Consider the following 26659-nt stretch of genomic DNA (forward strand, 5'->3'; position numbering starts at 1 on the left):
GGCCCGCGGAGTAGCATCGGCCGTATCCGGAACAGCAGCAGCGGCGGTTGGAGCGTGCGATGACCGGGAACGAGCGGCGGGACGGCCGGCCGGTCCGGTCGGACGGCCTGGTGGAGGAGACGCCGGACGACCTGCTGGAGGACGCGCCGGACGACCTGTTCGCCGACCGCTCCGAGCGGCCGGCCTCCAGGGCCGGGCGCGCGGCGCCGTACGGCGGCGACGACGATCTCTACGGCGCCTCGGCGGCGGTGGCCCCGACGGCCGAGGAGGACGGCGCGGGGGCCGGCGGCAGGTAGTCGCGGTCGCGCGCCGCCCAGCGGGCCACCGGGCCCATCGCGTACCCGGCGGCGAGGAACACCCCGCCCAGTACCAGCCAGCCCGTGAGCCCGCCGTCCAGCAGCAGCGTGGTGAGCAGCAGCGGCCCCAGGGTGCGGGCGACGGCGACGCCGGTGCCGAAGAAGCCCTGGTACTGGCCGATCCGCTCCGGCGGCGCGAGGTCGAAGCCGAGCTGCCAGGAACCGGCCGACTGCCGCATCTCGCCCGCCACCTGCAGCACGGCCGCGACCACCAGCAGGGCGGCGAACCCCCACGCCGGGACGGACAGCACGGACAGTCCGCAGACCGCGCAGGAGGCGAGCAGCAGCACCCCGGACGACCGCACGGCCCGGACGGCCGAGTCCAGTCCGCTGACGTCGCGGGCCGCCCGGACCTGGAAGGCCAGCACGGCCAGGGTGTTGAGCACGAACAGCGCCGAGCCGAGCCAGCCGAGGCCGGGGGCGCGCTGGGCGATCCACAGCGGCAGGATCAGGCTGAGCATCGGCATCCGCAGCAGCAGCACGGTGTTGACCAGGGTGACGGCGGCGTAGCGGCGGTCCCGCAGCACGGCCAGTCGTGGTCCGGCGGCCGGGTCGGCCGGTGCGGGCGGGGCCTCGGGCAGCCGGCGCAGGACCAGCGCACCGGCCAGGAAGCCGAGGGCGGTGACGGTGAAGGCGCCGAAGTAGGCCTCCCGGGTGCCGACGGTGAGCGCGATGCCGCCGATGGCGGCGCCAACGGCCAGTCCTCCGTTGAGGGTTGACTGGAGGTGGGCGAGCAGTCCGGTGCGCTCGGCGGTCGGCACCAGGCCGGCGACCAGGGCCTGCCGGGCCGCGGTGAGGCCGGACTGCGCGGTGGCGTAGAGGCAGACGGCGAGCAGGAACAGCGGGTAGGAGCGGACGACCAGGAGGACGGCGACCACGCCGGCCGTGGCGAGCGCGAGGGCCACGGCGGTGCGGCGCGGGCCGCGACGGTCGGCGAGGGCGCCGAGCGGGACGCCCGCCAGCGAGCCGAGCGCCCAGGCGACGGCGAGTCCGAAGCCGAGGGCGGTCGGCGACATCCCGATGACGCGGGTGAAGTAGAGCGCGGAGCAGGTGTAGTAGGCGCCGTCGCCCACCGCGCTCGCCAACTGGGCTGCGGCGAGCGTGCGTTGGGGGCCGGCGGGGGGCAGCAGGGCGAGCCGGGCGGCGCTCTGGTTCGGCACTTCTCTCCTGTCGGATCCAGGCGGTCGGGCGAGGCCCAGCCTAGGGAAGAAGTGGACCGGCCGACAGGTCCATTGATCTTGAATTTTCCCGGTCCACTTCCGGGGCCCCGCCGCACCGTCGGACGAGCCGTGAACTCCCGTACGACAGCGCCCTGTTGATTGTCCGGCAGCACTCCGCGCGGCCGCTCCGAGGCCCCGCCCGCCCGGGCGAAGCCCCCTCCGTACCCGCTCCGACTCCGCCGGCCGAAGCGGACCGGACACCTCCACCCCCCGGCCGGAGGGCCAAGATTGGCCGTGTTGACCCGTCAGTAACGCCCTCCTATGCTCAACGGCGTCCGCGATCCGGCACCGGGGCCGGGGCCGTCCGTGCCCGCCCGATCCGGCGCCCGCTCCGGCTCGAAGGGCCCCTCCCATCAGCACCTCCACCGCCCGCTCGGGCTTCGCCGGCCGCGAGGGCCCGGACGAGGATCCCGCCGCTCCCACCGGTCCCGCGGACCGCGCCGAGCCCGCCGGCCGCCGCCGCTTCCTCACCTACCTGCTGGCCGCCCCCACCCTCACCGTCGCCGCCCGGCTCGGCCTCGACGCCGCCGCGCCCGCCACCGCCCGGGCCGCCGAACGCGCCGCCGCGGCCACCCGCGACGCCTCCGCGCCCCCGCAACTGCTCGGCCTGCCCGGCATCCCCGACGTCCTCGACCTCGGCGACGCGATGATCCTCGCCGGCCTGCCCACCTCCCACCTGCTGGTGCTCGAAATCACCCCCGCCGGGCGTGCCGCGCTGCACCTGCCCCGACTGGAGGTCGGCCAGGGCCTCACCACCGCGATCGCCATGCTGGTCGCCGAGGAACTCGACGCCGAACTCACCGACGTGGACGTACCGCTCTCCGACGGCCGCCCCGAACTGCTCTTCTACCAGCTCACCGGCGGCTCCAACTCGGTGCGCTCGCTGTACGAGCCGGTGCGCGCCGCGGCCGCCGCCGCCCGCGCCCGGCTGGTCACCGCCGCCGCGAACCGCTGGAAGGTTCCCGCGACCGCCCTGCGCACCGCCGGCTCCGCCGTCCTCGCCCCCGACGGCCGACGCCTGCGCTTCGGGGAACTCGCCGCCGACGCCGCCACCGTGGTCGTCCCCGCCGTCCCCGCCACCCCCAAGCCGGCCGACCAGCGCCGCCTGGTCGGCCGGCCCACCGGCCGCATCGACGCCCGCGACATCGTCACCGGCCGCGTCCAGTACGCCGGGGACCTCCGGATCCCGGGCGCCGCACCCACCGTGGTCGCCCGCCCGACCACCGTCAACGGCACCCTCAAGTCCCTGGACGCCTCGGTCGCCCGCGCCATGCCCGGGGTCCTCGCCGTGGTGCCGATCCCCACCGGCGTCGCCGTCCTCGCCGAGACCTTCGACCAGGCCCTCAAGGCCCGCGACGCACTGCGCACCACCTGGAACCCCGGCCCGGCCGCCGGCCTCTCCACCGAGGACGTCCGGGCCGGACTGCGCGCCGCGCACGCGCCGTTCCTGCTGCCGCCGCTGCTCACCCCGTACCTGGACGGCGAGTTCGACTTCGCCTTCGTCAACCACGCGCCGATGGAGGTACTCACCGCCGTCGCCGACGTCCGGCCCGGCCGCGCCGAACTCTGGTTCGCCGCCCAGAGCCCGATCATCGCCCAGCAGACCATCGCCGCCGAACTCGGCCTGCCGCAGAACGCCGTCACCGTCCACGTCGTCCGCGGCGGCGGCTCCTTCGGACGCCGGCTGTTCTTCGACGCCGCCCTGGAGGCCGCCCAGATCTCCAAGGCCGCCGGCCGACCGGTCAAACTGATGTGGACCCGCAACGACGACATGCGGCACGGCCGGATGCGCCCCGCCAGCCACCACCGCATCCGCGCCACCTACGGCCTCGGCCAGGTGCTCAGCTGGGAGCACCGCGCCGCCACCGTGCGCACCGACCTCTCGCACGGCCTCGGCGAGGCCCTCACCGGCGCCGGGTTCAACCTCTCCGTCGCCGGGATCAGCCTCGCCCAGGCCTTCTTCCTGCTCACCGAGAAGAACCCGTACAACGTCGGCATCCCCACCCAGCTGCTCGCCGAACTCCCGCTCCCGGTGCACACCGGCAGCTGGCGCTCCGTCTACTCCGGCATGGTCCGGGTCGCCGACGAGATCATGATGGACGAACTCGCCCGCCGGATGGGCCAGGACGAGGTCGCCTTCCGCCGCGCCCGGGTGCGCGACGCCGCCGGCCGGGCCCTCCTGGACATCCTCGCCAAGGCCGGCGACTGGGGCCGCCCGATGCCCGAGGGCCAGGCCCAGGGCGTCGGCTACCACGACGAGAACGGCGGCCGGGCCGCCTACCTGGTCGAACTCGACGCCACCGACCGCGCCAACCCCCGGGTCACCAAGGCCGTCATCGCCGCCGACGTCGGCCAGGTCATCAACCCCCGAGGCCTGGAGGCCCAGTTGACCGGCGCACTGATCGACGGCATCTCGGTCGTCCTGCAGGCCGGCAACCACCTCGACAACGGCGCCTTCCGGGAGGGGAGTTACGCCGACTTCCACTACGCCCGGCAGCGCAACACCCCGCCGACCGTCGAGATCCACCTGATGCCGCCCAGCGGATCCCCGGGCGGGGCAGGCGAGTTGGGCGTCCCCGCCGCCTCCGCCGCCGTCGCCAACGCCTACGCCCGCGCCACCGGCACCAGCCCGCGCTCCTTCCCGATCAACTTCTGAGGACGTCGCCCCCCATGCCCACCCACACCTTCGTCCTCAACGGGCAGCCCGTCAGCGTCGACGCCCCGGACGACATGCCGCTGCTCTGGGTCCTGCGCGACAAGCTCGGCGTCACCGGCCCCAAGTACGGCTGCGGCGTGGGCGTCTGCCGCGCCTGCACCAGCCACCTGGACGGCCAGGAGTTCCAGCCCTGCACCCGCCCGGTCAAGGAGTGCGACGGCCGCACCGTCACCACCATCGAGGGCCTCGCCGACGGCGACACCCTCCACCCCGTCCAGGAGGCCTGGATCGACTGCGACGTCGCCCAGTGCGGCTTCTGCCAGCCCGGCCAGATCATGACCGCCGTCGCCCTGCTGCGCCGCACCCCCGACCCGACGGACGCCGACATCGACCAGATCCAGAACATCTGCCGCTGCGGCAGCTACCCCCGCATCCGCGAGGCCATCAAACGCGCCGCGGCCACCGGCCGGGTGCACTGACCCACCGGCCGTCTGCGGATCGCCGCGGTGGGCCCTATGCGCCGGCGCCCGCCGCGGGGTCACGGCCGAAGAAGGCGGCGAGCCGGTCGTACGCCGGGGCGTCCGGCGGGGCGGGGACTTCGGGGGCGAAGGCGTGGTGGTCGGCCTCGTCGCCGCGGTACTCGGGTTTGAGGGCGCCGTGCGCCCAGTCGAGTGCCGCCCGGGCCACCTCGTGGTCCAGGCCCTCGGTGGACTGGCCGGTGGCGTGGGCCAGGTCCCAGGCGTGGACGGCGAATTCGGTGGTCTGCTGATCGACCGGGAAGCGGGCCGGCAGGGTGGCGCCGCCGGGGAGCTCGACCGTGCCGGTGAGGTCCCCGGCGGCGCGCCAGGCCTCGACCAGCCGCTCGGCCCCGGCCTCGAAGGCGTGCAGCCAGTCCTCCTCGACCCGGTCGAAGGGCCGGCTCCAGTCCGGCTGCCCGCCCTCGGCCCGGAGGGTGAACTGCGCCAGGTCGTGCAGGAGATGGCTGATCAGGTCGCCGACGTCCCAGGAGCGGCAGGGGGTCGGGTGGCCGGCCAGTTCGACGCCGGTGCCGTCGATCAGCCCGGCGGTCTGGGCCAGGGCCCGGGCGAGCAGCCCGATCGGGTCCACCGGGTCGGCCGGGTCCACCGGATCGGCCGGATCGTCCGCCGCGGTCATGGCACACCTCTCGGTCGGGGGGGCGCACGGGTCGTGCCGGGCGATCGTAAGCGCGGTCGCCGACGACCGCCCGGCACGACACCGCCGCCCCGCCGAACGGGAGGTCAGGCGGCGAAGCCGCCGTCCACCGACAGTTCCGCACCGGTGACGTAGCGGCCGTCCTCACCCACCAGGTAGGAGACGGCGCCCGCGACCTCGGCCACCGTGCCGTAGCGGCCGAGGGCGACGAAGCCGCGCTGGAAGTCGGCGGAGTCGCCGTCGGCCGGGTTCATGTCGGTGTCGATCGGGCCCGGGTGGACCAGGTTGGCGGTGATCCCGCGCGGGCCGAGCTCCCTGGCCAGCGCCTTGGTCAGGCCGATCAGCGCGGCCTTGCTGGTCGCGTAGAGCGCGGCGCCGGGGAAGACGACGCGCTGGGCGACGCAGCTGCCGATGGCGACGATCCGCCCGCCCTCGGCCAGGTGCTCGACGGCCGCCTGGGCGTACAGGTACGGCGCCCGGACGTTCACCTCCAGCACCCGGTCGAGCTCCTCCAGCCCGACCTCCTCGATCGGCCCGCCGGCGCCCACGCCGGCGTTGTTCACCAGGATGTCCAACCGTCCGAACCGCTCGGCGACCGAGGCCACCGCAGCGCGCACCGCCGCCGGGTCGGCGCTGTCGGCGCGCACGGCCCAGCCGGTCCGCCCCATCGCGGTGATCTTGGCGACCACCTCCTCGGCCCGCTCGGCCGAGCCCTGGTAGGTCAGCGCCACGTGGGCGCCGTCCTCGGCCAGCCGCAGCGCGACCGCGGCCCCGATCCCCCGGCTGCCGCCGGTCACCAGGGCCACCTTGCCGTCGAGCGCCGCAGCACCGTTCATCGTCATGTCTTCGGGTCTCCTCGTGCACCGTGGTCCGATCGCGTCCCGGCCGTCCGCCGGCCGGCGTTCCGCTCTCGGTGTGTGAGTCGATCCTGATCCGGATCCCTTGACGTCTCCGGCGGTATTCGGACGTTGCGTTCAATCTTCAACTACAACTCCACGCGCCCCCGTGGCGCGACCAGCGAGTGGTAGTACGACCCGACCGCCGGCTGCCCGGTCCAGTTCGGCCCGGCCGCCGGGTCGGCGCCCGCGTAACCGAAGGGCAGCGCGACCGGCCGTCCGCCGTCCAGGAGCAGCAGGTGGCGGCGCGCGCGGTACTCGAACCCGGCCGCCCGCAGCGCGGCGAGCACCGCCCGGCCCGCGCCGGAGCCGTCGGGGCGGCGCACCGACTCCGGGTCGAAGTGGGCGGCGAAGCGGCCGTCCGGGGCCAGCCAGGAGGCGGCGCGGGCGATCGCGCCGAGCTGGTCGCCGAGGTAGTGCAAGCCGTGCACACAGGTGATCAGCTGGTACGACCGCTCGGGCACCCAGTCCGCGAGCGCCGCCGTCACCAGGCGCAGCCGTGCCCCGGCCGCCGGGACGGGCGGCGGGACCAGCGGCCCGACCAGGTCCACCCCCGTCAGCTCGGCGCCTGCGGGCAGCACCCGGGCCGCCTCGACCAGTGCCCGTCCCTCCCCGCTGCACAGGTCCAGCCAGCCGGGCGCGGCGCCGCCGTGCTCCCGGAGCCAGGCGGCGGGGTCGAAGCCCAGCTCGCGGGTGTAGCTGTTCACACCACTGAGTCCGCGTTCGCGGTTCATGGTGCTGTTGGCCACCACGGAGGAGGCGCTGAGCTCGCTGTCACTGATCAGTCGGACCATCAGATGACCTTACTGGTGCAGGGCTCCAGCGAACCCGATGCGCCAGGACCCCGAACGCGCCGGGCGGCCACCCCGCGCAGGGGTGGCCGCCGGATCGCGTCGCAGCGTGGTAGGGCGTCAGACGGTCAGCGTCTGCCCGGGGAAGATCAGGTCCGGGTCGGCGCCGATGGTGCGGGCGTTCCTGCCGTACAGGCCGTCGGTGTCGACGCCGAACTTGGCGGCGATGTCGCTCAGCGTGTCACCGCTGCGGACGGTGTACTCGCCACCGGTGGTGTTCTTCGCCGCCGCCGGAGCGGACTGCGCCGGCTTGGCCGACGGGCGGCCCTGCGGGGCCTGCGCGGCGTGCGGCTGCGCCTTCGGGGCGGCCGCCTTCGGAGCCGCCTGCGGGGCGGCCTTGGGGGCCGCCTTCGCGGACCGCTTGGCCGGCTTGGCGGGGGTCGCCCGATCCGCGGCACCCGAGCCCGCCGAGGTGTCGACGGCGGCCGGGGCGCCGCCCTTGCTCAGGCCCGCCTTCTGGGAGCACACGGGCCAGGCCCCCGGCCCCTGCGAGGCGAGCACCTTCTCGGCGACGGCGATCTGCTGCGCCCTGGTCGCCTGGTCGGCCCGGGGGGCGTACGCGGTTCCGCCGTACGCGGCCCAGGTGGAGGGGGTGAACTGCAGTCCGCCGTTGAAGCCGTTGCCGGTGCTGATGCTCCAGTTCCCGCCGCTCTCGCACTGGGCGACGGCGTCCCAGGTGGAGGAGGGTGCGGCGGAGGCCGAGGTGGCCGTGACGAGGCCGGCCACCGGCAGGGCCGCGACGGCGGCGCCCGCGACGACCGCCATCCGCAGGCGGTTGCGCTTGCTGGTGGTGGTCTCGGTGGCAGCGGCGGTCTCGTGACGGGAAGTCATGAATGTCCTCTCGGCAAGCCCCGGGCGGGCAGGCGGAACCAGGCCCGGGACACGGGCCGGTCGGTTGCGCTCACCTCGCTCGTCGGGCGGCCGGCCACGTGTCGGACGTGCCGTGCCGCCCCGGCCACCTCCGCTCGCCGACGGCCCGTTCGGGCCGGTGTCGTCGGCGGGCACCGCCCTCGCGCCGGGGGTCAGTCGGCGGGCCGTGCGTCGGGGTGAACCCGGGTGGCGCTCGTTGCGCCGCCAAGAAAGCTAGGGGCACATCCGGGGCTCAGCAAGCAATTCTTGGTTCTCGCAGGTCAGTTGACTGTTACCGGCGGTATCGATCAAGAAACGGCGCCCGGTTCGACCAGGTTTGACCGCATTTTAAAGATCGAACGATCAATTTCCGTGCCCGCGCTCACATCTGTCCGTTCGTGGACTCCCGCACACCATCGACCGTCCGCAATCGGAAGATGACGGACCGTCACGAGTCCATCCGGAGTTCCCGGTTCGGACCACCGATTGAGTGGCATCCGTCACCGGCGACACCCACCGCGACCGCGCGACCCCGCTCAGCTACGGCCGTCGAGCTCCGCGTCCCGCGCCAGCAGCGCCGCCTGGACCCGGTTCTCACAGCCCAACTTGGCCAGGATCCGGCTGACGTAGGTCTTCACCGTCGCCTCGCTCATGTGGATCCGGGCCCCCGCGTCCGCGTTGGACAGGCCCTCCCCGAGCAGCGCCAGCACCTCCAGCTCGCGCCCGGTGAGCACCTCCAGCCGGCGCCGCGCCTGCGCGCCGCGGGCGGCCGCCGAGCCGCTGCGCCCGGCGGCCAGCGAGTCCACGATGTGCCGGGTGGCGGCCGGGGAGAGGAAGGCGTTCCCGCCGGCCGCGGCCCGGACGGCCTGGATCAGCTCGTTCGGCGCGGTGTCCTTGAGCAGGAACCCGGCGCCGCCCTCGGTCACGGCGCGCAGGACGTTCTCGCGCTCCCCGAAGGTGGTGAGGATGATCGCCCGTGCGCCGGGCGCGACCCTGCCGAGCTCCCCGAGCGCCGTCAGTCCGTCCATCACCGGCATCTGGATGTCCAGCAGGACGACGTCCACCCGGTGCGCCCGGGCCAGCTCCAGCGCCTGCCGGCCGTCGGCGGCCTCCGCGACCACCTCGACGTCCTCGGCCGACCCCAGGATCATCCTGATCCCGGCCCGGATGAGCGGCTCGTCGTCGGCGACGAGGACTCGGATCACGCTGGTCATTCCCCTCGAACGGTGGTGCGGCTGGAACTCCATCCTCACATCCCGGCCGCACCCTCCTCCCGCCCGGGGCCGGGGAGGGCGGGCCGGGGCCGGGCGCCGCGACGACGGACGGCCGACCTCAGCCCTTGGAGGTGTACTCCACCTTCTCCACCAGCGCCCCGCCCTTGAAGCAGAACCGCGCCACGTGGTCGTCCGACCAGGAGTCGCCCTGGCCCTCCTTCGCCAGCGAGTACCAGCGGCAGTGCGAGTCCTCCGGCCGGGGCGGCCCGGCGGACTGGAAGTCGGAGGTGAAGAAGTCGTTGCCGGGCGGGAGCTGTTTCAGCACCTCGCCCCGCGAGTCGCCCACCCGGATCTGGTCGTAGACCGACTGCCGCACCGTCGAGTCGCTGGCGCCCCGGATGAAGGCCACCACACCCCAGGCCACCAGGCCCGCCACGATCAGCGTCACCGCCCCCACCCCGGCCGCGCAGCCCAGCGCCGGGCGGCGCCGGCCGTCCTGCCCGCCGTCCACCGGCGGCAGCCCGCCGGCCGCCCACTCCTCCTCGGCCGTCAGGGCGGCGGCGCCCTCGGCCTCCGCTCCCTCGTAGGGGAGGACGGCGGCCAACCGGAAGCCCTGCTCGGGCGTCGGGCCCGCGTGCACCATGCCGCCGACCAGCCGGGCGCGCTCCCGCAGGCCGGTCAGCCCCTGTCCGCCGCTCACCACCGGCCCCGCGCCGGAGCGCGCGCCCACGAGCTCCGGCGCGCGGGGGTTGGTCACCTCCACCACCAGCGCGTCCGGCTCGTACCGCAGCGCGACCGCGATCGGCGCGCCGGGGGCGTGCTTGTGCGCGTTGGTGAGCGCCTCCTGCACGATCCGGTACGCCGCGTGGTCGACCGCCGCCGCGAGCGGCCGCCGCTCCCCCTCGACCCAGAGCTCCACCACCGTCCCGGGCGCCCGGGAGGACTCCACCAACCCCCCGATCCCGTCGACCCCACCGCGCGACCCCGCCGCGCCCGGGGCGCCGACGACCGCGGGCGGCACCGCCGTCGACTCGTCGTGCAGCACCCCGACCACCTCGCGCAGCTCGCGCATGGCCGCGACCGCCGCCTGCCGCAGCACCCCGACCGCCTCCCGCTGCCGGTCGCTGAGGGTGCGGTCCACCTCCAGCGCGCCGGAGTGCACGGAGATCAGCGCCAGCTGGTGGCCCAGGCTGTCGTGCATGTCCTGGGCGATCCGGTGCCGCTCCCGCAGCCGGGCCTGGTGCACCACCATCGCCCGCTCGCGCACCAGCTGGTCGTTGCGCTCGCGCAGCGCGTCCAGCAGGGCGCGGCGCTGCGCCCGGTAGCGGCTGTAGAGGGCGGGCAGACCCGCGAAGACCAGGAAGATGCCGAGCGACAAGCCGATGATCAGCTTGGGTGAGTACGAGGCGCCGTCCTTGAGCATCCCGAACATGGAGAACATCAGGTAGCTCAGCACGAAGGCGCCGACCAGTCGCCACACCCGGCCGATCCGCGCCCCGGCCACCCAGCCCGCGCACACCAGCAGCGGGAACGGCCCGAGCGACCAGCCCGCCAGGGTCCCGGTCAGCACCAGCACCGTCGCCGGGAAGCCGCGCCGCAGCAGCCACAGCGCGGCGACGGCCAGCCCGAAGGGCACCGCCAGGTCGGTGGCGGCGGCGAGCTCCAGCAGGGCCGCCAGCGCGCCCATCAGCAGGGCCGCCACGGCCTCGCCGACCACTCGCCGGGGGCGCCAGGGCCCCGGGAGCGCCGTCCGTACCGCTGTCGACCAGGCCCGTGCGATTGCTTCCACCCGTCGAGGCTAACCGGGCGGCCGCCCCGGCCGCGGTCACCCTTCGTCGCAGCCCGGGCCGACGAAAGTCGCCGCTCCGGCGCCGGTCGGGCCGACGCCCACCCCGCCGTCCGTCCCGCCGCCCGGGCCGCCCACCCCGCCGTCGGTCCCGAAGGCCGTGAGCAGCAGCGCCACGTCGTCCACCCGCCCGGTCGAGCCGACCTCGCGCAGCAGCCGCTCGGCGAGCTCCTCCAGTGCCTCCCCCGCCCGCCCGTGCGCCAGCGCCGCCCGCAGCCGGTCCACCCCCTGGTCGATCGCCAGCGCCGGGTCCTCCACCAGCCCGTCGGTGTAGAGGGCGAGCAGCGACCCGGGCCGCAGCCGCAGCTCGCTGACCGGGTACGCCGCCCCGTCGTCCACGCCCAGCAGCGGCCCGCCCGGCACGTACAGCGCCTCGGCCCGGCCGTCCGGGTGCCGCAGCACCGGCGGCAGATGGCCGGCCCGGCCGATCCGCACGGTGCCGTCGGCGGGGGTCAGGCGCACCAGGCAGCAGCTGGCGAGCAGCCCCGGGTCGAGGTCCAGCAGCAGCCGGTTGGTGCGGGCCAGCACCTGGCCGGGCGGCTCGCCGCCACTGGCGAACGCCCTGACCGCGCTGCGCAGTTGGCCCATCGCGGCGGCCGCTCCGACGCTGTGGCCCTCGACGTCGCCGATCACCAGGGTGAGGTCGTCGCCGGTGACGATCGCGTCGTACCAGTCGCCGCCGATCTCCATGCCCTGGGTGCCGGGCAAGTAGCGGGCGGCGGTGCGGATGCCGGGCACCTGCGGGAGCCGGTGCGGCAGCAGGGCCTGCTGCAGGCCGCGGGCCAGCGCGAACTCGGCGTCGTACAGCCGGGCCCGCTCCAGGGCCTGGGCGATGAAGCCGCCGAGGCCGGTGAGCAGTCCGCGCTCCTCGACGGTGAAGGGGTGCGCCCGGTCGAAGCCGAGGATGCAGCTGCCGACCGGGCGGCCGGAGGCGATCAGCGGCAGGAAGGCCCAGGCGCCCATCTCGTCCAGAGCCAGGCCCGGGTAGGCGGCGGCGAGCTCGCGCACCGACTCGAAGAAGATCGGGGTGCCGGTGCTGAGCGCCTCCGCGCCGGGGACCCGGGCGTCCAGCGGGGTGCCCTCGAAGCCGTCCAGGAAGCCGTCGGGGTAGCCGCTCTGCGAGACCAGGTGCAGCCGCTGCTCGCGCACCCCGTAGATGGCGAGCTCCTGGCCGCCGAAGGCCGGCAGGATCTCCTCGGCCACCGCCCGGCAGACGTCCCGCACGGTGACGGCCTCGGTGAGCGCGCTGGCCAGCTGGAGCAGGTGGTGGGTGCCGCCGACGCCGCCCGTGCCCGCGCCGGCCGTGGCCGCGGGCGGCGCCAGGGCGGTCGGGGGCTCGGCCGCGCCCGGCGGGGCCTCGGCGGCGACCATCCGGACGGTGACGCCGTGCGGGTCGGGGTAGAGCGAGAAGGCGAGCCAGCCGTCCGGCGGGCGGACGGCCAGGAAGGCGGTGGGCTGCTGGGAGAGCAGGGCGGCGCGGTAGCGGTTCTCGTAGAAGGGGTCGGCGAGCCAGGGCAGCACCTCCCAGGGGTGGTGGCCGACCAGCTCCTCGGCACCGACCCCGAGCAGCGGCTCGGCGGCCCGGTTGACGTAGCTGATCAGGCCGTCCGGGTCGAGCGAGAGCAGCCCCTCGTGCAGCCGCTCGACCGCGGCGGCCGCCGCGGTCAGGGCACGGACGTCCAGGACGGCGCCGACCAGGTGGGTCCCGCCGTCGGAGATCGCCCCGGGCACCCGGGCCCACAGCTCCACCGGGTACGGGCGGCCGGCCGCTCCGAGCACCCGCACCCGGGCCGCCAGCACCTCGCCGTGCTCCAGGGCGGTGCGGGCGGCGGCCCGGAACTCGGGCACGTCACCGGGGGCGATCCGGCCGGTCAGGCAGCGCACCGTGCCGTCGAACTCGCCGGGCGCGAAGCCGAAGATCTCCCGGAACTGCACGTCCGCCGCGAGCGCGCCACTGGCCACGTCCCAGTCGAACAGCCCGACCCGGGTGGTCACCGCCGTCGGCGGCGCCAGCTCCACCACGGCGGCGTCCCCGGCCGGCTCCACCGGCTGCCCGGCCGCCGCCACCCCGGCCAGCCCGGCGCCCAGCCGGGAGGCGACCGCCTCCGGCCGCCCGCCGTCCCCGTCCGGCACGCCGTCGTCCGAGGCGGGCCACAGCACGCTGAGCACCCCGAACCGCTCCCCGCCGTGCCCCACCGGCACGCAGGCGGAGACGAAGTCGTACGGCAGCCCGACGGCCAGCTGCGGGAAGCGCCGCACGATGTCCTCGGAGTCGGACAGCGTGACGGTCCGCCCGGTGCGGAAGCAGACCGCGACCGGCAGCGGCCCGGCCGCCGCGACCCGGCGGAACGGACTCATGATCGACAGCGGCACCCCGGCGAGGGTCCGCAGCACCAGGGACCGCCCGTCCCGCGAGCGCAGGTGCACCATCGCCCCGTACGCCGCGGTCGACGCCAGCACCTCCCGGACGGCCTCCGCCAACAGCTCGTCCCGCGCGTGCGCCGCCTCCGGGCCCGCCGCACGGACCGGCTCGGCGTCCCCGCCGGTCGGCTGCGGATCGCGCATGCTCCCTTGCTACGTCCGGCCCGGAACCGTGTCAAGGCGAGCCCCGCCCGCCCCGGCCGGCCCACCGGCCCCACCCGCCCCGGCACGGACGCCCTCACCCGGCCGAGCGAACCGCTCCGCCGAGCGGGTGACGCGCTACGGCAGATCGGTGAGGTCGACCTCCACCGGGAACGGCACCGCGGCCTTCACCAGTCCGGTGAACACCTCCCCGGCCCGGTACACCCGGCTCGCCTCGTCCAGCGGACAGGTGTGGACGACCGGCACCCGGCCCGCCGCTTGCTCGACCCGCCAGTAGAAGGGAATTCCGGCCTTCGCGTACTGGTCGGGCTTGACCAGCCGGTCGGTGGTCTCCGAGCCCGGTGAGACGACCTCGACCACCAGCAGCACGTGCTCCGGCCTGGCCGGCATCTCCTCGACCGTGTCGGCCCGGTAGACCACCACGTCCGGGCAGCGGTTGTCGAGCGGCACGTCCCGCAGCCGCAGGTCGAAGCCGCAGTCGGCGTTCCAGTCGGCCCCGCCCGCGTCGTCCAGGGCGTTCGCCACCAACCGCGCGATCCGGTTCTGGCGGGCCGAGCGGCTCGGACGGGCGACCACCACCCCGCCGACGATCTCCACGTCGGCGCACTGCTCCTCGGTCCAGCCGTCGTACTGCTCGGCCGTCACGGTGGACATCCTCGGGCCTCCTGGGCGGGCCGGTACTCGTTGTGTCGGGCGCAGCCTAGTGCGGCCGAGGTCGCGGCTTGGGATGGTTCGGGGACCGTTCGATATCCTCCCCGGCAGGTGGTGGCACGGTGGCCGCCGGGGGTGGGAGTGAGGACCGGATGAAGTCGCCCGAGGGGCCGGTGCAGGACGCCGCCTGGCAGTGGGACGGGGAGGCGGACGGTGCGGACGCGGTGCCCGGGGACGTGCTCGGCGGTGGGGGTCCGGACGGTGACGGCCCCCGGCTGAGCCGGCGCGGGCTGCTGATCGGGGCCGGGGTGCTGGCGGCCGGCGGGGCGGCGTGGGCGCTGGGCCGGGTGGAGGGCGACGGGTCGACGCCCTCGCCGTCGCCGAGCCGGCCGCAGCCGACCGCGCTGTCCGGGCCGACGCCGCTGTGGACCTACCGGGGCCCGCAGGTGATGACCCCGGAGCGGCTGCTCGCCGCGCCCCAGGGGCCGGCCTTCCTCTCCAAGGCGGGGTGGCAGGCCCTCGACCCGGGCACCGGTCGTCCCGGACGGCTGCTGGTGTTCGACCCGCCGGCACCCAAGGACTGGCCGAGCGACCTGGAACTGCCCGCCGGAAAGATCGCGGTCTGGCGCGACTACCTGTTCACCGCCACCTCCCGCGGCCACCTGGACGCCCACCACCTCACCGACCCGGCCGCCGACTGGAGCCTGGCGCTGCCCGAGGAGCTGGACGGTGACGTCCAGCTCACCTGCCTGAGCGCGGGCGTCCTCTACGGCTGCCTGTTGAGCTGGCCGCGCTCGGACAGCTCGGCGCCGAGCAGCCGGATCTTCGCCGTACAGCTGGACCGGCGCTCCCTGCTCTGGTCCGTCGCGGTCGACCACCAGGAACGGCCCGCCGCCGCCACCGCCCCCTACAACAAGAACCTGCTGGCCTGCGTCCGGTCGACCGGCGAACGCCTCGAGCTGGTGGTCCGGGACGCCACCACCGGCGAGGAGGTGTCGACCGCCGCCGTCACCCAGGACTTCGGCTGGTGCGTCGCCTCCGGGACGAGCTTCCTCGTGCCGGACAGCAACGGCGGGGTGTACCTGCTGGGCCCCGACGGCAAGCCGGCCTGGAACCACACCGCCGCCCGGGGGGAGTCCTGGCGGGCCCTGCCGCCCGTCCCGGACACCGTCCGGGTCTTCGTGCTGCGCAACGACGGCGTCGTCACCTGCCTCGAAACACGGACCGGCGCGGTTCTCTGGTCCGTCAAGCTGCCGTTCCTGCTGGACAACCGCAGCCGTCCGCTGGTCGTCGGCGGCACGCTGTACGTGCCCGGTCCGGCGGCGGGCGGGGTGGCGGCGATCTACACCGCGACCGGCACGCCGGGGTGGACCTTCCACGACTCCGGCCCGGGCAAGGACGTCTGGAACCTCGCCGCTGACGGCTCCCGCCTCTTCGCCGGGCACGACGACGTCCTGCACGCGCTCCCGCTGACCTGAGAGCGCGGGCCTGAACCGCCGGCCTGAAACCGCTGGGCCGGGAGCGCCCCGGGCGGCAGGATGTGCTGGTGCAGGTACACCCGATCTCCCCCGACAAGCTGGCCGAGCTGCTCGCCGACCGGATCAGCGAGCTGCCCGGCGCCGGCGAGCGGTGGCTGCGGGTCGCCGTGGACGGCGCCGCGGCCGCCCGGCCCGGGCTGCTCGCCGACGCCCTGGTGGAGCCGCTGCGACTGCGCGGCCGCCCGGCGCTGCGGGTGTCGGCGGCGGACTTCCTTCGCCCGGCCTCGATCCGGCTGGAGTACGGCCACCGGGACGCGGACGCCTTCCACGACCTCTGGCTGGACGACGGCGCCCTGCTGCGCGAGGTGCTGGACCCGCTGGAGCCGGGCGGCACCGGCCGGGTGCTGCCCTCGCTGCGCGACCCGGCCACCGACCGCTCGACCCGCGCCCCGTACGTCCAACTCCCGCCCGGCGGCGTGCTGTTGCTGGACGGCGCCCTGCTGCTCGGCCGCTGGCTGCCGCTCGAACTGAGCGTCCACCTGGCGCTCACCCCGGCCGCGCTGGCCCGCCGCACTCCGGCGGACGAGCAGTGGACGCTGCCCGCCTTCGCCCGCTACGAGGCGGAGACCGGGCCGACCGAGGCCGCCGACCTCACCGTACGGGTGGACGACCCGCGGCACCCCGCCCTGGTCGAACGGACCTAGCGGACCTGGCGGACGTGGCGGGCGCGCCGGATGTTGCGGACGTTGCGGCCGGGGCGGCCGGGGCGGCCGGGGCCGGCCCGCGCTGGCAGTACGGGCACCAGAACACCGCCCGGTCCCGCGGGGCCTCGCCCTGGCGTCCGGTCAGCACGGGCGTGACGCAGCGCGGGCAGGGGCGGCCCGCCCGGCCGTAGACCCAGTGCCGGTAGCCGGGCCGGGTGTCGCCGGTGGTGATGTGGCCGGGGCGCAGCTTGTTGGCCTCCAGCATCTGCCGGGCCCGCTCCACCAGCCGGTCGGGGTGCGGCACTTGTCCGACCTCGGTCCACGGGGTGACCCCGGCGACGAAGCACAGTTCGTTGGCGTACACGTTGCCGATCCCGGCCAGGTTGCGCTGGTCGAGCAGGGCTTCGACGAGCGGCCGGGCGGGGCGGGCGAGGATGCGGCGGACGGCCTCGACCGGGTCCCAGTCCGGGCCGAGCAGGTCGGGGCCGAGGTGGCCGACGGCCCGCCGTTCGTCAGTGGTGCGCAGCAGTTCGACGACGGGCAGCCGGTAGCCGACGGCGGTGCCGTGCTCGGTGCCGAGGACGGCGCGGATCTGGAAGGCGGGGCCGCCGGTCCAGCGCTCGCCGGGGCGGTAGACCTCCCAGTGGCCGTCCATCCGCAGGTGGGTGTGCAGGGTGAGCCCGCCTTCGATGCGGGTGAGCAGGTGCTTGCCGCGCGGGCGGACCTCCAGGACCCGGCGCCCGGCGAGCGCGGCGGTGGCGTGCGCGGGCACCCGCAGCTCGGCGCTGGTCAGCTGCTGACCGGCGAGGGCCTCGTGCAGCCGGGCCGCCACGCGGTAGATGGAGTCACCTTCTGGCATGTCTCCATTCTGGTCCGCGCGGCGGCCCGGTGCGGCACCGGCCCCTCGCCGCTACGCGCCTCGACTACGGGGCCTCGACCTGGCCTTCCCGCACCACGACCACGGGGCAGGGCGCGTGCTCGGTGACGTGGCGGCTGACCGAGCCGAGTAGCACGCCGGAGAAGCCGCCGAGTCCGCGGCTGCCGACGACCAGCAGCGCGGCGCCCTTGGCGGCCTGCAGCAGGGCGCCGGCCGCGTTGCCGGGCAGCACGCTCTCGGCGATCGGCACCCCCGGGTCCGTGCCGACGGCCTTGGCGACGCTCTCGGCCAGGGTCTGGCCGGCCAGCTCCTCGGGGTTGAGGGACTCCCCGGTGGGGACGGCCGTCCCGCCCCAGCCGTAGAAGGCGGGGTACTCCCAGGCGGTGACGGCGTCGACCGTCCCGCCGACGGCCTTGGCGTAGTCGACCGCCCAGCGCAGCGCCTGCTCCGAGGCGGGCGAGCCGTCGACGCCGACGACGATCCGGGTGTGGGCACTCATGCGGTTGCTCCTTCGGTCACTCCTGCTCGGCACCAATCATCCGAACATAGATCAAATCGGGCATGCACCCGGTAGTTGCCACGCCGCACCCGGCGTTCCGCATTCAATTCGGGTGCCGCCGACCGGCTCCGCCCGCGAGAATGCCCCCATGCCGAGCAAACCGCGCCGCCGCGCCGGCGGCTTCGCCGAGGTCATCGCCGAGGTCGCCGCCACCCTGCCGCCCGCCGACGGAAGCGCCGGACCGTACCGCCTGACCCCCGTGGCGGCCGGCGGCTTCCAGGACGCCCTGGGCTGCTACTGGCGGCTGGCCCGCGGCCCGCTGGACCGGCGGCTGGCCAAGCGGCTGGCGGCCGGCGCCGACGAGATGACGCTGGGCGGCTGGGACGGCTGGCACGAGGACTTCCCGGAGGCACTGGTCCCGGTGCTGCTGACCCCCGAGGAGCGTCCGGCCGCCTGGCTCGAGGCGCTCGCCGAGGACCACCACGCGTACGAGTTCCGTGCCGCCGACGGCCGGACGCTCCTCTACCTCCACGTCTGCTGCTGACCGGCCTCCTGCTCCGGCCCGCGGCCGACCTCGATCGACCTCGGCCGCTCCACTCCTGTTCAACTGCGGTAGGCAGCCCATGAGTTGGACATCCGCTGGACCTGCCCCGGGGTGAACTGGGTCATGCAGGAGTCGTAGCTGTAGTCCATGAAGTTGTGGATCGGGTCGAGCCCGCCGCCCGGGCAGGTGTGCCGGCCCTCGGGGCAGCCGTAGGCGGCGCTGCGCTCGGGCGGGGTGTCGTCCACGTAGTCGCCCGGGGGCAGGCAGCCGCCCTGGAAGGTGTGGAAGAGGCCGAGCCAGTGGCCGGTCTCGTGGGTGGCGGTGTTGCCCTCGTTGTAGTGGGTGGCGGGGCCGCCGGGCAGCGAGTCGTCCAGGACCACCACGCCGTCGTCGACCGGGTTCGAGCGGTAGACGTCGGGGAAGGTCGACCAGCCGAGCAGGGACTGGCCGAGGTGGGCGGTGTAGAGGTTGAGGGTGCCCGCGCCGCCCTTGCGCAGGGCACTCTTCATCGACCGCTCGGCGGCGGAGCCGGGGGTCATGCCGGAGTACCAGCCGGCGTTGTCGGTGTAGTCGGTGCCGGCCAGGTCGAAGTGGAACTGAGTGGGGGCGTTGCCCTCGCCCTGGCCGCCGTAGGAGGCGTTGAGGTGGTCGATCTGGGCGGCCACCGCACCCTCGCCCAGCCGGCCGGCGTCCCCGGAGTGGATCACGTGGACGTACACCGGAATGGTGGTCGGTTCGGCGGCCAGCGGGACGTGGGCGGGGCCGAGCGCGGCGAGCCGGTGCTCCAGGTCCGCCTGCATCGCCCGGGCCCGGTCGGCGCTCACGGCGTTCGGGTCCCGGCCCGCCTGACTGCCCGCCGGCTTCCGGGCGGCGGGGTCGACACCTGCATCGGCGGCGGTCTCGGCGGCAGTACCGTCGCAGACAGCCGCCACCGTACGGTGCGGGGCCGGGGCGGCGAACTGGCTCAGACCGGCCGCGGCGACCAGCGCGGCGGCGCAGGGGAACAGGCGGGGGGCACGCGAGCGCACCCGGGCAGTACGGCGCATCAGCGCTCCTGACGGGGAGATGACCAGGGAGGGGGCGGGGGGAGATGACGGGGCATCGGCCGCGCCTCGGGCCCGTCCACCGGCGACCGGCGCCCGGCGCGGACCCGCCCGACACTACGACGCCGAGAAGTCGATCTCCCGCAGGGCGCGCGCGGCACCCCGGTCGAGTACCACGGCCGACGCACAGCCGACCGGCGGCCGCCCCACCCCGAGCAGCAGCCCGCGCAACCGGGCGGCCGCGCCCCGGTGCCGGGCGAAGGCGTAGCGCGAGACCCACCGGCCGCGCCGCCGCTGACCCGCCCAGGCCTCCCGCGGGTCCACGTCGAGCAGCAGCAGGTGCACCCGGCGCCCCTGCCGGGCGGCGGCCCGCACCAGCCAGGACCGGACGAAGGGCAGCGTGCCGCAGTCGTGCACGGCCAGCGGCCCGCCCTCCAGCACCGCCCGGCGCAGCCGCCGGTAGTGCGCGAGCCGGGCCAGCGGACGGTACAGCGCGTACGGGAGGCGGCCGGGCAGCCGGGACGCGTACTCCTCGCGGACCAGCTGGGAATCCACCAGCGGGGCGCGGACACTGCGGCGCATCAGGGTGCTCTTCCCACTGCCGGGCAGCCCGGTGACGACCAACAAGTCACCGGCGGGATACCGCAGCACGGCCGGCCCGGAGCCGCGCAGCTCGTGCACACCGGCGCGGACGATCCGATCCGCGCCCGTCCGGCAATCGGCAGCGCGGCCCTCGACACCACGGCCTTCGACACCACGGTCCTTGGCAGCACGGGGCGGCGACACCCGTGGCGCCGCCGCCCGCGGTATTCGTGTCCCCGTCACCGACCCTCCGCCCGCCGCTTCCACTCGCGTTCCCTGCCACGAGCATGGCGTATGACCAAGAACGAGTAAAGACCCGTGGTCAGGGCAGGTGCGAAGGCCTCGGCGGAGGCCCTGCGGCGGCCAGGCCCCGTCCGGCCGATCCTGCCCGACAGGGCCCGGCCAGTGAGCCGGTTCGGATATGCGTGAGCTGTAGCGGCAGATCCGATCGATGATCCGGTCGGCGGTCATGGTCCACTTGAACGGCTCGGCGTTCTCGTTCCAGACCTTGATCCGGCTTTCGAGACTGGCCTGGAGGCCGTCCAGCGAACAGTGCACCCCGCGTTCGAGGCAACGCCGCTGCAGTTCGGCGAACCACCACTCGACCTGGTTGATCCACGACGAGTACGTCGGGGTGGAATGCGGTCGGAAGCGGGGGTGTGCCAGCAGCCGGCGGTGCACCACCGGGGCCTTGTGGGCGGCGAGGTTGTCCCAGATCACGTGGACCGCCAGACCGGGATCGGTCCGGCGGTCGATCTCGTCGAGGAAGTCCCGGACGTCCACGGCCCGGTGCTGGGCGGACACCTTCCCGATCAATTTCCCGGTCGCGATGTCCAGGGCCGCGAGGAGCCGCCCTCGGCCAGCAACCAGAAAGTGCCGCCGCGCACCTGGAGCGGCAGCGTGGCCCCGTTGTCCGGTCCGTGGGCAGGCAGATGCCGGACAGGCCGATGATCGGAGAGCCGGTGGTGTCGCTGGCGGCGGCCGAGTCGGGGTCGGTCGCGGACAACTCGTCGAGGACCTGCATGACCTTGGCGATCAGCGGCTGCCCCCAGTGCTCGCCGGAATCCGGGATGGTGTTGGTGAGGTGGATGACCGGCAGGAAGTCGATCGTCAGGTCGAGGGCCCGGAGGACCTGGCCGTCCGAGCGGACCCAGTAGCGGGCCTTGTGTATCGGCAGGTTGTGGATGTCGTGCTGCGCCTTGAGGTCGTCGAGCAGCCATTCGGCGTCGGTGAGGTAGCAGGTGACGGCGGACGGGCGGCCCGGGGCCCACGGTTAGGTGCGCACGATCGTCCCGGCCACCGGGTCGACCGCGTCCCCGCCGATCAGGACCGGCTCCCCGTCCGATCCGCGACCGGCTCCCGCGCCGGGGACCCGTCCTTCGACCGGCCCGACCCGCTCGCAGCGCCGGGCGGCCCTTGAACGGCTCCCACGCAGCCCTGCTCTTACCGCTGGAACTCGCACCCTGCGGCGAAGGCGGTCTCATCCAGCTCTGCCTGACGCCGCAGCCCCAGCTTGGCCCACTCGGCTGCGCAGAGGGCCTGGGACCGCTCGTAACCTCGACCCTCGATCCGGATCTGTGCGCCCTTCCCGGCGTCGATGGAGCGTTGCTGCTTGGCCTCGAAGTCCGCTGCCCATGACGCGCTCGCGTTCGGATTCGGCCTGCTCTGGGTGTCCCCCGAAGCAGCGATCCCGGCCACCGCGCCAGCAACGGCCACGGCCCCCACGAGCTCCACGGCGATCAGCCGCACCCCCGTCAGCTTCATGGTTCGCCAACATACCATCGGTTTCCCGCAGGTAGCTGGACGGGTTCTTGCAAGATCGGCTGGATTCAATTCCCCACGACGTCCGTTGCGACTGCCCTACCGCCGCATCTGCCTGGGTTCAGCCTCGCTGGCTCAGCCGACCTTCCAGAGGGCCAGGCTGTAGTCGAAGTTTCCGACCAGGAACCTGCTGTCGGGGCTGAAGACGAGGGGCCACGGCATGAAGGGTTTGGGGTCGAGGGCCTTCGCCTGATCGAACCCGCGGACGGGGTTCCAGGTAGCCGTGGACCAGATCCGGATCCCCCCGTCCTGCTCGGCAGCAGCCAGCGAGCCGCCGTCCGGGCTAAACGCCAGGGCGCAGACCGGGTTCGGGGGAAAGGGCAACGTCTCGATCACCTCACGGGTGGCGACGTTCCACACCTTCACCTCGCCCCGGGAGGCCGTGGCGAGGACCTTGCCGTCCGGACTGACCGCGAGACCGATCACACCGTCCCCGGCATTTTCCACCGTTGCGGTGAGCGTGCCGCTGCGGACATCCCAGAATCGCAGCAGATTTTGGAAGGTCGACGCGATGATGGTGCGGCCGTCCTGGGCGAACGCCATGCGCAGCACATCCCCGTCGGCGTTACTCACCATGGGCCGCTTTACCGGGCTGTTGACGAGGGTGGCGGCCAAGGAGCGACTCTGGACGTCCCACAGGGTGATCACGCTGTTGGCGCTGTACGCCAGGATCTTGCCGTCCGGGCTGTACGCGAGATTCGCGTACCCGGCCTTCTTCTGGTTCTTGTCGCCCTGGAGGGTGCCCGCCACCTTCCGGGACGCCATGTCCCATAGCGTGATCGTCGCGAAGTCGTCGACGCCGGCGAGCAGCGAGCCATCCGGACTGAACTTCACGGCGAAGGTGAGGTTGTCGTCGACACCTGGCACGGCGGTGCTGCCAAGGTTGGTCGCGACATCCAGGCCGGGGCTGTTCCACAGCATCACGAAGCTGTCCCTATCGCCTACCGCGAGGAGCTTGTTGTCCGGACTGAAGTCCAGGGCAGTCAGCCTGGTGTGCTGTTTGGAAGAAACGTTGTACGTGGGATCCAACGGGGTGTTGGGCGGCGTCGGGGTTGCCGAGAGAGTGGAGGACGGGCTCGGACTCGCCGGAACCGACGGTGACGTGCTCGGCAAGGTTGTCGGCGGCGGGAGCGTCCCTGAACTGCCCGCGGTCGGGGTGCCCGAGGTCTGGCTCAGTGCGAGCGGCACCGCAGCCGCGGCGACGGCACCTGCGCCGAGTACGCCGAACAGGAGCGTTCGCCGGCTCGGGCGCCGACGCGGCGCCGGCTCGCCTGTTCCCTTATCCGCCGGGGAATCCTCCGCAGCGGGCGGCGGAACGGGGCGTTCCGGCCCCGCCGGCGCAGGGAACGCGGTTATGGTCGACAGCTCCTCGTTCGCCGCACGCCCCGTCAGGACAACAGTCCCACTGTCGGACGCCACCAACCGTACTTCGCCCTCTGGCAGTTCGAGGATGTGTGCAATGGCGTCGTGCTGTCCGTCGATCAGGGCGTGCACGGCGGCGGGCCACGGCCGTACGGACGGAGCCAGTGGTCCAAGGGCACTCGCGATCATTGCGGGTGTGGGCCGCACCGCCTGATTCTTGGACAGGCACAGGGCGACGAGCCCCCGCAGTTCCTTCGGGACTGCGGATAGGTCGGGTACGGCATGGACGACCTTGTAGAGCGTCTGCGGCGCGGATGTACCGGCGAACGGGCTGCGCCCGGTACATGCCTGAACGAGCACCGCGCCGAGCGAGAACACGTCGCTGGACGAGGTGAGTTCACGCCCCTCGGCTTGCTCCGGGGACATGAAAGCGGGGGAACCGACAAGCCAGCCCGTGTGGGTGATCTCGGTGCCGCCCTCGCTGTCCGTGGCCCGGGCGATCCCGAAGTCGATGACTCGGGGCCCGTCGGCGGCGAGCAGAACGTTGGACGGCTTGAGGTCGCGGTGGATGAGCCCAGCCCGATGAATCCCGCCGAGCGCGGCAGCCAGTCCGGCAGCCAGGCGCACGACCGCCTCTGTCGGCAACGGGCCCGTCGTCTCGACGACATCGGCCAGGGACGGGCCGGGGACGAAGACCGACGCCAGCCACGGCAGCGACGCATCTGCATCCGCATCGATCACGGCCGCCGTGTACGCGCCGGACACCCGCCGGGAGGCTTCCACTTCGCGGCGGAAGCGCGTACGGAATCCGTCGTCCTCCACGAACTGTGAGCGGACGACCTTTACCGCGACCAACCGCCCGTCCGGCGCAACACCCAGCAGCACCCGCCCCATGCCGCCTCGCCCCAACTCCGCGACCAGCCGGTACGAACCGATCGTGAGCTGGTCCGCCTCCCCCAACGGCTCCATCGACCTCCTCCGATGCCTAGGCTCCTCGGCCGCAACTCTGGCCATTCGCAATCCTGTTACCCATGTTGGCGCGAGCATCTCACACCCCGGCGAGGCTGCGCAGGCTCGTAACCCGAAGTTCCAGCGCGAGCCTGCACGCCGTGCGGCCCCAGTCGTTGGCGCCCATGTTCGCGCTGCGGCCTTCGAGAACGTACAGGTGGTCGTCGTAGCCGAGCGCGACGCCGACCACGCCGGCGCGTTGGGCAGGAGATCGTCGACGATCCGATCGACCGGGTCAAGCACAAGTGGTCCTCCGTAGGCCGAATCCCCGCGCTCTACGCCGCAACGGCCTGAACGAGCACGCGTGGGGCGGCCGGTCGGCCGCGTTGTCCAGTGCTCTGACGGCATGCGTTCACCGGGCGGGGGCCGAGCCGGGCGGGGGCTACGGGTCGGACCGGTCCTACTGCAGCACGGCCAGAACCGCGCCCCACTGGGCGGTCGTGGCTCCGGAGAGGGAGCAGGGGCCCGGCGTCCGCACGAGCTGGTAACCGGTCGTCAGCCAGTAGGACGACAGCTTCACCGTCGGCAGGTCAGCCCAGCCGGGCTCGAACAGCGGGCCGGTGCCGCTGTTCGAACCCACGGCGCCGACGAGGAGCTGGCCCGCCCGGCAGGTGGGGCCGGTGATGCCGAAACTGGTGCCCCCGGACTCCCCGAGGCCGGTCGCCCGAGCGGCCACGGAGTGGATGTCGCGGTATTCGTCGACGACCACGTGGTACTTACTGGCGGTGACGTAGGTGACCGCCAGGTGGTCGGCGGTCGAGAGGGCGGCCACGTCGAACGCGGCGAGGATGGCCACGCGGTGGTGGCGGGTGTCGAACACGTCCGCGACCAGCTGGTAGCGGCTGCCGCGGCTGTCCGTGACGGTCAGTGGGGCCGGGCAGGTGGACGTCAGCATGAGCGACACGACGAGTGCGTCGCCCGCGGCCACGTTCTGGGTGATCGGGACCGTGGCGCTCGTGCCGGTCAGGATGTGAGCCTCCGCGCCGGGGCGGCCGACCCAGGCCGGTGTGCCCGGTGACTGGCCGGCCGGTGCGGGGTCGGCGGCGTCCAGGGCCCGCTGACCGTGGGCCGCGAGCGGCTGCTGGACGCCGTCGTCACTGATCGCGTCCTGGCACTGCTGCGCTGCGCTCACCTCCCGCTGGGCGGAGGCGGGGCTGCCGACGACGTAGCCGGTGACGGCGCCTATGACGATGCCCGCCAGCAGGGCGGCTCCGTGGGACGCCACCCCACCGCGCCGCCCGAACCACCTCCGTCCCGGCACGGGCGCGGGCCGGGGCGAGCCGGTCGCGCCGAGCGCCTCGGCGGGTCCGGCGGGCTGCTCGACCGGGTGGTCCGCCTCGTGGGCGGCGTCGGACGGGAGGCGGCCGGGCCCTCTCGCCGGGTTCGCCGCTGCGGCCCAGGCCCGGCGCCACTCCGCCTCGTCGCCGCCGCAGGCCTTGACGAACTCGCGCACCACGGGCCAGGTGGGTAACCGCCGGCCGGCTAGCGCTTCGTGCAGGGCGGAGTGCGACACGATTCCCGACGTCCTGGACATCGTCCGGAACGACGGATTGCCGGCGAGGGCCCGCAGTTGTCTCAAGCGGTCGAGGAACTCGGCAACCTCGTCCTCCTGGCCCATCACGCCCTCCCGTCTGCCCCCGGTGACAGGTGGGACGGGCCTTGCCCGTCCACGCCTGTCCAGACATGTCAGGTTGTACCGGAAGAACGTGGTCGCGCGCGTGTGAACGAGCAAACTCGTGATCGCCTCCCCGGCCGGGCCCTCGCCTGCGCCGCCGCGCCGACCGTGGGGAGCCCCCGGGCGTCCGGGTCTGTCGTCCGGTGTCCGCTGTACGGCGCCGGGGCTTTCGGACGGGCCGTCGGTGCGGATGAATGAGCGCCGGCGGGCCGAACCCGGGCGAGCGGGCAAACGCCGACGGGCTCCGTCTCCACCCCCAGCTACCAAGGGAGAGAACCTTGCACGCGAAGAAGATCCTCGTCGCGCTCACCATCGCCGGCGCGACGGTGCTCGGTGCGGCAGGCACCGCGTCCGCGTCCTCCAGCGGCTCGGACAGCGCCAGCAGCAGCCACGGCTCGTGGTACCAGGTCTACGCGAACAACAACGTCGTCGGCTGGCACGTCAACATCGGTGACACCGACGAGGAGTTCTACATCACCGCCCAGGACGTCTGCGGCAACTACTACTCCTTCAACTGGAACGACAAGTACCAGTCCGGGTACAACAACGCGTGGTGGACCTTCCCGTGCACCCTCTCGTGGGCGCACCTGTACCCGACCGACAACGGCAGCCAGGACGGCCGGACGGTCTCCCGGTAGTCCACCGACATCCGCGGGTGACCCACGACTTCGTCCGGATCGGCGACACGGACGAAGTCGTGGCGCTGGACCTGCTCCGACGGCCCGCCGGGGTCTCCGGCGGGCCGTCAGTGAACCGGCGGCAACGTCGCTG

The 26659-nt window shown here is 74.2% G+C and carries 24 protein-coding genes and 1 pseudogene; 7 read left to right on the top strand and 18 right to left on the bottom strand.

Annotated elements, in window-relative coordinates; genetic code table 11:
* Positions 1 to 59: 59 nt before the first annotated feature.
* Positions 60 to 296 (top strand): hypothetical protein, encoded by a 237-nt coding sequence (locus ACFXOZ_RS07915; RefSeq protein ID WP_380526713.1) that lies wholly within the window; start codon positions 60 to 62, stop codon positions 294 to 296.
* Here ACFXOZ_RS07915 and ACFXOZ_RS07920 read toward each other — a convergent pair.
* Positions 230 to 1516: an MFS transporter gene (locus tag ACFXOZ_RS07920; protein ID WP_380526711.1), complete on the bottom strand. Its 1287-nt coding sequence runs from the start codon at positions 1514 to 1516 to the stop codon at positions 230 to 232. The two genes, ACFXOZ_RS07915 and ACFXOZ_RS07920, sit on opposite strands and share 67 nt — an antisense overlap.
* 706 nt (positions 1517 to 2222) lie before the next feature.
* On the opposite strand from ACFXOZ_RS07920, the gene ACFXOZ_RS07925 reads away from it, so the two are divergent.
* Positions 2223 to 4232 carry a molybdopterin cofactor-binding domain-containing protein gene (locus ACFXOZ_RS07925; protein WP_380588390.1) on the top strand — a complete coding sequence of 670 codons (2010 nt, stop codon included), beginning with the start codon at positions 2223 to 2225 and terminating at the stop codon, positions 4230 to 4232.
* Between the two features lie 14 nt (positions 4233 to 4246).
* A complete protein-coding gene (locus ACFXOZ_RS07930) occupies positions 4247 to 4711 on the top strand; it encodes a (2Fe-2S)-binding protein (RefSeq protein WP_375884363.1) in 465 nt (154 codons plus the stop codon).
* Between the two features lie 34 nt (positions 4712 to 4745).
* Here ACFXOZ_RS07930 and ACFXOZ_RS07935 read toward each other — a convergent pair whose 3' ends face one another.
* The 8 genes from ACFXOZ_RS07935 to ACFXOZ_RS07970 form a co-directional block, all read right to left on the bottom strand.
* On the bottom strand, positions 4746 to 5387 hold the full coding sequence (locus tag ACFXOZ_RS07935; protein ID WP_380588394.1) for a TIGR03086 family metal-binding protein: 642 nt from the start codon (positions 5385 to 5387) through the stop codon (positions 4746 to 4748).
* Positions 5388 to 5491: 104 nt separating this feature from the next.
* Positions 5492 to 6247, bottom strand: coding sequence for an SDR family oxidoreductase (locus ACFXOZ_RS07940; RefSeq protein ID WP_375884357.1), 756 nt, complete (start codon positions 6245 to 6247; stop codon positions 5492 to 5494).
* Between the two features lie 143 nt (positions 6248 to 6390).
* Positions 6391 to 7095 (bottom strand): class I SAM-dependent methyltransferase, encoded by a 705-nt coding sequence (locus ACFXOZ_RS07945; RefSeq protein ID WP_380588397.1) that lies wholly within the window; start codon positions 7093 to 7095, stop codon positions 6391 to 6393.
* A 117-nt stretch (positions 7096 to 7212) separates the two neighbouring features.
* Entirely contained in the window at positions 7213 to 7983 is a 771-nt protein-coding gene (locus tag ACFXOZ_RS07950; RefSeq protein ID WP_380526703.1) for a transglycosylase family protein, read from the bottom strand.
* A gap of 554 nt (positions 7984 to 8537) precedes the next feature.
* Positions 8538 to 9206, bottom strand: coding sequence for a response regulator (locus ACFXOZ_RS07955; protein ID WP_380588529.1), 669 nt, complete (start codon positions 9204 to 9206; stop codon positions 8538 to 8540).
* Between the two features lie 127 nt (positions 9207 to 9333).
* Positions 9334 to 11004: a sensor histidine kinase gene (locus tag ACFXOZ_RS07960; protein ID WP_380588400.1), complete on the bottom strand. Its 1671-nt coding sequence runs from the start codon at positions 11002 to 11004 to the stop codon at positions 9334 to 9336.
* A gap of 36 nt (positions 11005 to 11040) precedes the next feature.
* Positions 11041 to 13626, bottom strand: a complete 2586-nt coding sequence (locus tag ACFXOZ_RS07965) for a SpoIIE family protein phosphatase (protein ID WP_380588403.1) — start codon at positions 13624 to 13626, stop codon at positions 11041 to 11043.
* Positions 13627 to 13761: 135 nt separating this feature from the next.
* Positions 13762 to 14298, bottom strand: coding sequence for a Uma2 family endonuclease (locus tag ACFXOZ_RS07970; RefSeq protein WP_380588406.1), 537 nt, complete (start codon positions 14296 to 14298; stop codon positions 13762 to 13764).
* Positions 14299 to 14447: 149 nt separating this feature from the next.
* Between ACFXOZ_RS07970 and ACFXOZ_RS07975 the strand changes: the two genes are divergently transcribed.
* Both ACFXOZ_RS07975 and ACFXOZ_RS07980 read left to right on the top strand, forming a co-directional pair.
* A complete protein-coding gene (locus tag ACFXOZ_RS07975) occupies positions 14448 to 15773 on the top strand; it encodes a PQQ-binding-like beta-propeller repeat protein (RefSeq protein WP_380588409.1) in 1326 nt (441 codons plus the stop codon).
* A 68-nt stretch (positions 15774 to 15841) separates the two neighbouring features.
* Complete coding sequence (locus ACFXOZ_RS07980) at positions 15842 to 16477, top strand: uridine kinase (protein WP_380526694.1); 636 nt, start codon at positions 15842 to 15844, stop codon at positions 16475 to 16477.
* Here the strand turns inward: ACFXOZ_RS07980 and ACFXOZ_RS07985 are convergent.
* Together ACFXOZ_RS07985 and ACFXOZ_RS07990 are read right to left on the bottom strand one after the other, a co-directional pair.
* A complete protein-coding gene (locus tag ACFXOZ_RS07985; RefSeq protein ID WP_380588412.1) occupies positions 16425 to 17336 on the bottom strand; it encodes a DNA-formamidopyrimidine glycosylase family protein in 912 nt (303 codons plus the stop codon). The genes ACFXOZ_RS07980 and ACFXOZ_RS07985 overlap by 53 nt on opposite strands.
* Positions 17337 to 17400: 64 nt before the next feature.
* The gene (locus tag ACFXOZ_RS07990; RefSeq protein WP_380526690.1) at positions 17401 to 17853 is read right to left on the bottom strand and encodes a universal stress protein; all 453 of its coding nucleotides are present in this window, start codon (positions 17851 to 17853) and stop codon (positions 17401 to 17403) included.
* Between the two features lie 148 nt (positions 17854 to 18001).
* On the opposite strand from ACFXOZ_RS07990, the gene ACFXOZ_RS07995 reads away from it, so the two are divergent.
* Positions 18002 to 18397: a hypothetical protein gene (locus tag ACFXOZ_RS07995; protein ID WP_375884337.1), complete on the top strand. Its 396-nt coding sequence runs from the start codon at positions 18002 to 18004 to the stop codon at positions 18395 to 18397.
* Between the two features lie 59 nt (positions 18398 to 18456).
* Here the strand turns inward: ACFXOZ_RS07995 and ACFXOZ_RS08000 are convergent, their stop codons facing one another.
* The 7 genes and pseudogenes from ACFXOZ_RS08000 to ACFXOZ_RS08030 form a co-directional block, all read right to left on the bottom strand.
* A complete protein-coding gene (locus tag ACFXOZ_RS08000) occupies positions 18457 to 19443 on the bottom strand; it encodes a zinc metalloprotease (RefSeq protein ID WP_380588415.1) in 987 nt (328 codons plus the stop codon).
* Between the two features lie 114 nt (positions 19444 to 19557).
* On the bottom strand, positions 19558 to 20121 hold the full coding sequence (locus ACFXOZ_RS08005) for an AAA family ATPase (RefSeq protein WP_380588417.1): 564 nt from the start codon (positions 20119 to 20121) through the stop codon (positions 19558 to 19560).
* A 474-nt stretch (positions 20122 to 20595) separates the two neighbouring features.
* Positions 20596 to 20892, bottom strand: a pseudogene (locus ACFXOZ_RS08010) (transposase); the annotation flags it as partial.
* A 573-nt stretch (positions 20893 to 21465) separates the two neighbouring features.
* Positions 21466 to 21786, bottom strand: coding sequence for a hypothetical protein (locus ACFXOZ_RS08015; protein WP_380588420.1), 321 nt, complete (start codon positions 21784 to 21786; stop codon positions 21466 to 21468).
* Positions 21787 to 21918: 132 nt separating this feature from the next.
* On the bottom strand, positions 21919 to 24174 hold the full coding sequence (locus ACFXOZ_RS08020; RefSeq protein ID WP_380588422.1) for a WD40 repeat domain-containing serine/threonine protein kinase: 2256 nt from the start codon (positions 24172 to 24174) through the stop codon (positions 21919 to 21921).
* Positions 24175 to 24253: 79 nt separating this feature from the next.
* Entirely contained in the window at positions 24254 to 24403 is a 150-nt protein-coding gene (locus ACFXOZ_RS08025) for a hypothetical protein (RefSeq protein ID WP_380588425.1), read from the bottom strand.
* A gap of 210 nt (positions 24404 to 24613) precedes the next feature.
* The gene (locus ACFXOZ_RS08030) at positions 24614 to 25831 is read right to left on the bottom strand and encodes a helix-turn-helix domain-containing protein (protein ID WP_380588428.1); all 1218 of its coding nucleotides are present in this window, start codon (positions 25829 to 25831) and stop codon (positions 24614 to 24616) included.
* Positions 25832 to 26166: 335 nt separating this feature from the next.
* Here ACFXOZ_RS08030 and ACFXOZ_RS08035 point away from each other — a divergent pair, with 335 nt between their 5' ends.
* Positions 26167 to 26526 carry a hypothetical protein gene (locus ACFXOZ_RS08035; protein WP_380526682.1) on the top strand — a complete coding sequence of 120 codons (360 nt, stop codon included), beginning with the start codon at positions 26167 to 26169 and terminating at the stop codon, positions 26524 to 26526.
* Positions 26527 to 26659: the final 133 nt, after the last annotated feature.

This window comes from Kitasatospora sp. NPDC059160 (genome assembly GCF_042755465.1).
Classification (GTDB): Bacteria; Actinomycetota; Actinomycetes; order Streptomycetales; family Streptomycetaceae; genus Kitasatospora.